The sequence below is a fragment of the Roseomonas sp. TAS13 genome (assembly GCF_001950415.1).
GTDB lineage: Bacteria > Pseudomonadota > Alphaproteobacteria > Acetobacterales > Acetobacteraceae > Roseomonas > Roseomonas mucosa.
In genome coordinates this window covers 1-3802 of record NZ_BDLP01000391.1, presented here as the reverse complement: position 1 = coordinate 3802, position 3802 = coordinate 1, and the positions used below count along the sequence as shown (strand labels likewise).

The following is a 3802-nucleotide window of genomic DNA, read 5'->3' as shown; positions in this document are numbered from 1 at the left end:
GCGGAGTGGCTGGTGATGGCCAGCGAGCTGGTACGGCTGAAGGCGCAGGCGCTGCTGCCGCCGGTGCCGGAGACGGCCACGGAGGCCGGCGAGGAAGCGGCGCGGCAGCTGCGGCGCTGGGAGGCGCAGGCGGCGATCCGGGCGGCGGCGGCGTGGCTGGCGGCGCAGCCGCAACTGGGCATCGATGTCCTGGCCCGGGCCAGCGGGGCAGGGCAGGCGGAGAGGGATCTGCCGCCGCGGGCGGCGATGGTGGTGGCCTTCCTGGAGGCGACGCTGCTCATGCTGGAGGGGCAGGGCCAGGGCTCGGCGCCTGGGGACATCGCGCGGGTCTACCGTCCCGTGGCGCCGGATGTCTGGAGCCTACCGGACGCCTTGGCATGGCTGCGCCAGGCGCTGGAGGAGCAGCCAGGCGGGATGGACCTGCTCGGCGTCGGAGCCGGGCGGACGCCCGCCCCGGCCTCGCCGCTGCGGCAGCGATCCGCCGTGGCGAACACCTTCCTGGCCGGGTTGGAACTCGCCCGGCAACGCGTGGTGAACCTGCAGCAGGACAGCGCATTCGGGGGCATCCGGGTCCAGGCGGTGCCATAGCGATGAATGCCGGCAGGTGGCCGAGGCGTTGCTGTGCGCCCGAAAGAGGGGTGACATCGCCCGCCGGACGTCCCACTTCGGACGGGGCGGAGCGCGCACCCGATAACCAGCCGCCATGGGCTTTCAGGAGCGGTCCACCCGTGCACTCCGCAAGAACCATCGACGAAGTGAACACAATGGCCTTCAATCACCATCCAACGTGGAAGCCACGTCATTGCACCTGACACCTGAGCACAAGGTGACGCTGCAGGCCTGTGGCTACCAGGTGCTTGCGGCTACGCCCGAGCAGATGCAGCGCCTGACGCAGCAGCGGCGCGTGTTCGCTGCATGCGGCGGCAGTGTGGTGGTGCGGCGCGCGGACGGGTTCCTGGAGACCCACGCAACGCTGGCGGCGATGCTGGAGCAGCATGCGCAGGCGCGGGATCTGGTGATGGATGCCGGGAACGCACCCACGGCTGGGAGCGCCATGGACCGCAGTCGACCCGCCGCGCCGCAGGCCCCTGAACTCGTGACAGATGGTGTGGGGGTGGATGCTCGTGCCAGCCTGGAACAGGCGACAGCCGATCTGGTCGCCGAGTTCGAGAGCAGAGCCGCCGCGCTGGGATCGTCGGCGGCGGGGCTGATGCGCCACCGTGCTGTCGTGCCCGGTCTCGGGCCGGCAGGCCGGATCAAGCGTGCTGGCGCTCCGCTGCCGGTCAGGTACCGCGGGCCGAACGGTCAGGAATGGAGCGGCCGCGGCCGCCCGCCGGCATGGATCACCACCCACGAAGCTGCGGGAGGGAACCGCGACGCCTTCCTGGTCGGATAGCCGAGGGGGCCAATGGCCTCGCCTGGTTGCGGCACCCAGCGAAGAACCGGGACGCGCCGATTGTCGTCACCACCGCGGCACAGCGGCTGGGTGCCCGGGAGGGGAAGGGAAGGGCCTGACGGGTGGCGCCGGTGATCGCGGCGCCCCTGGCGTCAGCCCGCCCTGGCAGCCTTGCGGCGAGCCTTCTTCACGCCGGCGAAGGCTGCCTCCTTCAGGTTCGGCGACGGCTTGAACCTCACCGTCGCACCGGCCTTGACCTGGACCTTCTCCCCGGTGCGCGGGTTCATCTTGGTCCGCTTCGGGGTCTCGCGCACCGCGAAGGAGCCGAACTCGGGCAGCGAGAAGCGGCCGGTCTCGATGATCTTGGCCTTGATGGCCTCGATCACCGCGCCCGCCAGCCGTACCGAGGCCAGGCCGGTCAGATCGGAGGATTGCTGAATCACGTCAGCGATGAACTTCTTTGACATGGGCACAAGGCATAGCCAGAAGACAACTGTAGGCCAAGCCGGAAACAGGGCGTTTGAGGCGCATCAAGAGTTGGAGCCTCCAGGGAACCCGGGGCGGTTCAGAGGCAGTCGCTCGTTCGGCTTGGGCAGATTGATCAGCGTCTCAGCAAAACGGATTTGATCCTCGCGCGCGAGGCGCATGATCTCGGCGTCCTCGACGACGCGCCTTGCGTCCTCGCCGGCGGTGGCGATCAGATAGCCGGTCAGGGTCAGGCCGCGCAGACGGGCGGCGCGTTGCATCTGGTCATAGACCTGGACCGGGATACGCGCTTCCAACCGGGCAGTTTCAGCTGGGGGCTTAGGCAGAGGGGCTTCCTCTGATCCATTCATGTATGGCAAAATTCCGTACAAGGCAAAGGGCTTCATAGCTTCAGCCCGAACTGCCGCTTGCGGGTGAACTCCCATTCGATGCCGCCATCATCGCGCCGAATGCCACTGATGTGGTGATCGAGACGCTTCTCAAGCACGGGCCGCCAGGGCGCGGGTTGGAAGCCGTGCCCGCCTCGATCGTGGCGCAGCGCCGTCTTCGAGCTTGTCCGCCGTCAGTCTCAAACTTTGCAACGGAACCCCCAGGCTCACCCTGAGCGGCTATCTGGTCCACCAGAGAAACGTTAGCGCGCTAATCTCTATCTTGTTACACAACTTATGGTTGTTCATTTCTGTTATAGCACAATCCAAGGTGGCCAGGAAAAGGAGCAGACAATGGCCGTGCCTGCCTCGACCCGCGTGTCCGATTTCGTCGACTCTATCGGCGTGAACACGCACATGGGCTACCTCGACACCCCCTACGGCGATGTCGACCAGATCCTTCAGGAAATCCAGTATCTGGGCGTCGGGCACGTGCGTGACGGCGTGGCCTGGCCCGCCTTCCGTGACGCCCTGGCCAAGCTGGGCGATGCGGGCATCGGCATGACGCTGATGGTCGGTGGGGCACCGTCAACTTGCCGGCCTCGAGGCGACGAGGCTGATTGATCGACAACGGACTCCAGGGCGATCAAGCCCGTGCGGCGACCCCGCTGACCTCGGACCACACCTCGAACGCGCGCGCCCTTGCGGCACGATAGTCGCAGGCGGTGACGTGGTCCCGGCGAAGATGAAAGAGGTTGTTGATCCCGTCGTGGGCGGAAAGGAAGCGCTGCGCTTGGCCGGCAGACTTGAACCGCTTCATCCCTCGTTCTCGTCGTCGTGTCGGCTGATGCGAGTTCTCAGCACGGTTGTTCAGCCCCTTGTGCTGGCGGTGCTCGACGGAAGGCATCACCTCCTTCTTCGCGGCGCCGTAGCTTGCCAGCTTGTCGGTGATCATGACCCGTGGTGGCCGCATCTGTCGCTTCAGCAGCTTCCTGAGTAGCCGCTTGGCAGCTTGCTTATCTCGTCGGCTCTGCACCAGCACGTCGAGTACCATCCCGGCCTGATCGACGGCGCGCCAGAGCCAGTGCGTCACACCGTTGATCTTGAGGACGACCTCATCCAGGTGCCACTTGTCACCGGTGCGGGGCAGCCGGCAGCGGATCTGATTGGCGAAAGCCTGACCGAACTTGCGGCCCCATTGCCGCAGTGTTTCGTGGCTAACCACGATGCCGCGGAAGGCCAGCATCTCTTCCACCATCCGCAAGCTGAGTGGGAAGCGGAAGTAAAGCCACACCGCCTGGCTGATGATCTCGCCCGGAAAGCGATACCCGACGAAGCTGGGGCAGGCGGCGGAGGCGGTCATCCTACCCCACTACCGGTGGTAGGCAGCTCGGGCAAGCTTGCAGCCGGCCAACTTGACGATGCCCACCACGCGCTGCCAGCGCGTATCGGTGCTGACCAGCACCTCCGCCAGGGTGGGCCGCCGCGCCCCTTTGGTCCGGGGTCGACCATTGGTGCCGGGCAGCCGAGGCGGTGCCGGATCGTAGAGCGC

Annotated in this window: 7 protein-coding genes and 1 pseudogene; 3 read left to right on the top strand and 5 right to left on the bottom strand. The window is 66.9% G+C overall.

The genetic code is table 11. The features are described 5' to 3' along the window. The coding region (locus ROTAS13_RS20760) for a hypothetical protein (protein WP_216348706.1) at positions 1-588 on the top strand (588 nt) is incomplete at its 5' end. 115 nt (positions 589-703) lie between these two features. Beyond that, complete coding sequence (locus ROTAS13_RS20755) at positions 704-1396, top strand: H-NS family nucleoid-associated regulatory protein (protein ID WP_083755648.1); 693 nt, start codon at positions 704-706, stop codon at positions 1394-1396. 152 nt (positions 1397-1548) lie between these two features. Here the strand turns inward: ROTAS13_RS20755 and ROTAS13_RS20750 are convergent, their stop codons facing one another. From ROTAS13_RS20750 to ROTAS13_RS28655, 3 genes are all read right to left on the bottom strand, one after another. Beyond that, a complete protein-coding gene (locus ROTAS13_RS20750) occupies positions 1549-1863 on the bottom strand; it encodes an HU family DNA-binding protein (RefSeq protein WP_075823278.1) in 315 nt (104 codons plus the stop codon). A 63-nt stretch (positions 1864-1926) separates the two neighbouring features. Next, positions 1927-2178, bottom strand: coding sequence for a DUF1778 domain-containing protein (locus tag ROTAS13_RS20745; RefSeq protein WP_253187726.1), 252 nt, complete (start codon positions 2176-2178; stop codon positions 1927-1929). An 86-nt stretch (positions 2179-2264) separates the two neighbouring features. Further along, positions 2265-2420: a DUF3363 domain-containing protein gene (locus tag ROTAS13_RS28655; protein WP_371329211.1), complete on the bottom strand. Its 156-nt coding sequence runs from the start codon at positions 2418-2420 to the stop codon at positions 2265-2267. A 184-nt stretch (positions 2421-2604) separates the two neighbouring features. Between ROTAS13_RS28655 and ROTAS13_RS20740 the strand changes: the two genes are divergently transcribed. Continuing rightward, the gene (locus tag ROTAS13_RS20740) at positions 2605-2874 is read left to right on the top strand and encodes a hypothetical protein (RefSeq protein WP_075823276.1); all 270 of its coding nucleotides are present in this window, start codon (positions 2605-2607) and stop codon (positions 2872-2874) included. Between the two features lie 22 nt (positions 2875-2896). Here ROTAS13_RS20740 and ROTAS13_RS20735 read toward each other — a convergent pair whose 3' ends face one another. Beyond that, positions 2897-3613 carry an IS6 family transposase gene (locus ROTAS13_RS20735; protein ID WP_019463317.1) on the bottom strand — a complete coding sequence of 239 codons (717 nt, stop codon included), beginning with the start codon at positions 3611-3613 and terminating at the stop codon, positions 2897-2899. 9 nt (positions 3614-3622) lie between these two features. Next, positions 3623-3802: pseudogene (locus tag ROTAS13_RS20730) on the bottom strand (hypothetical protein); the annotation flags it as partial.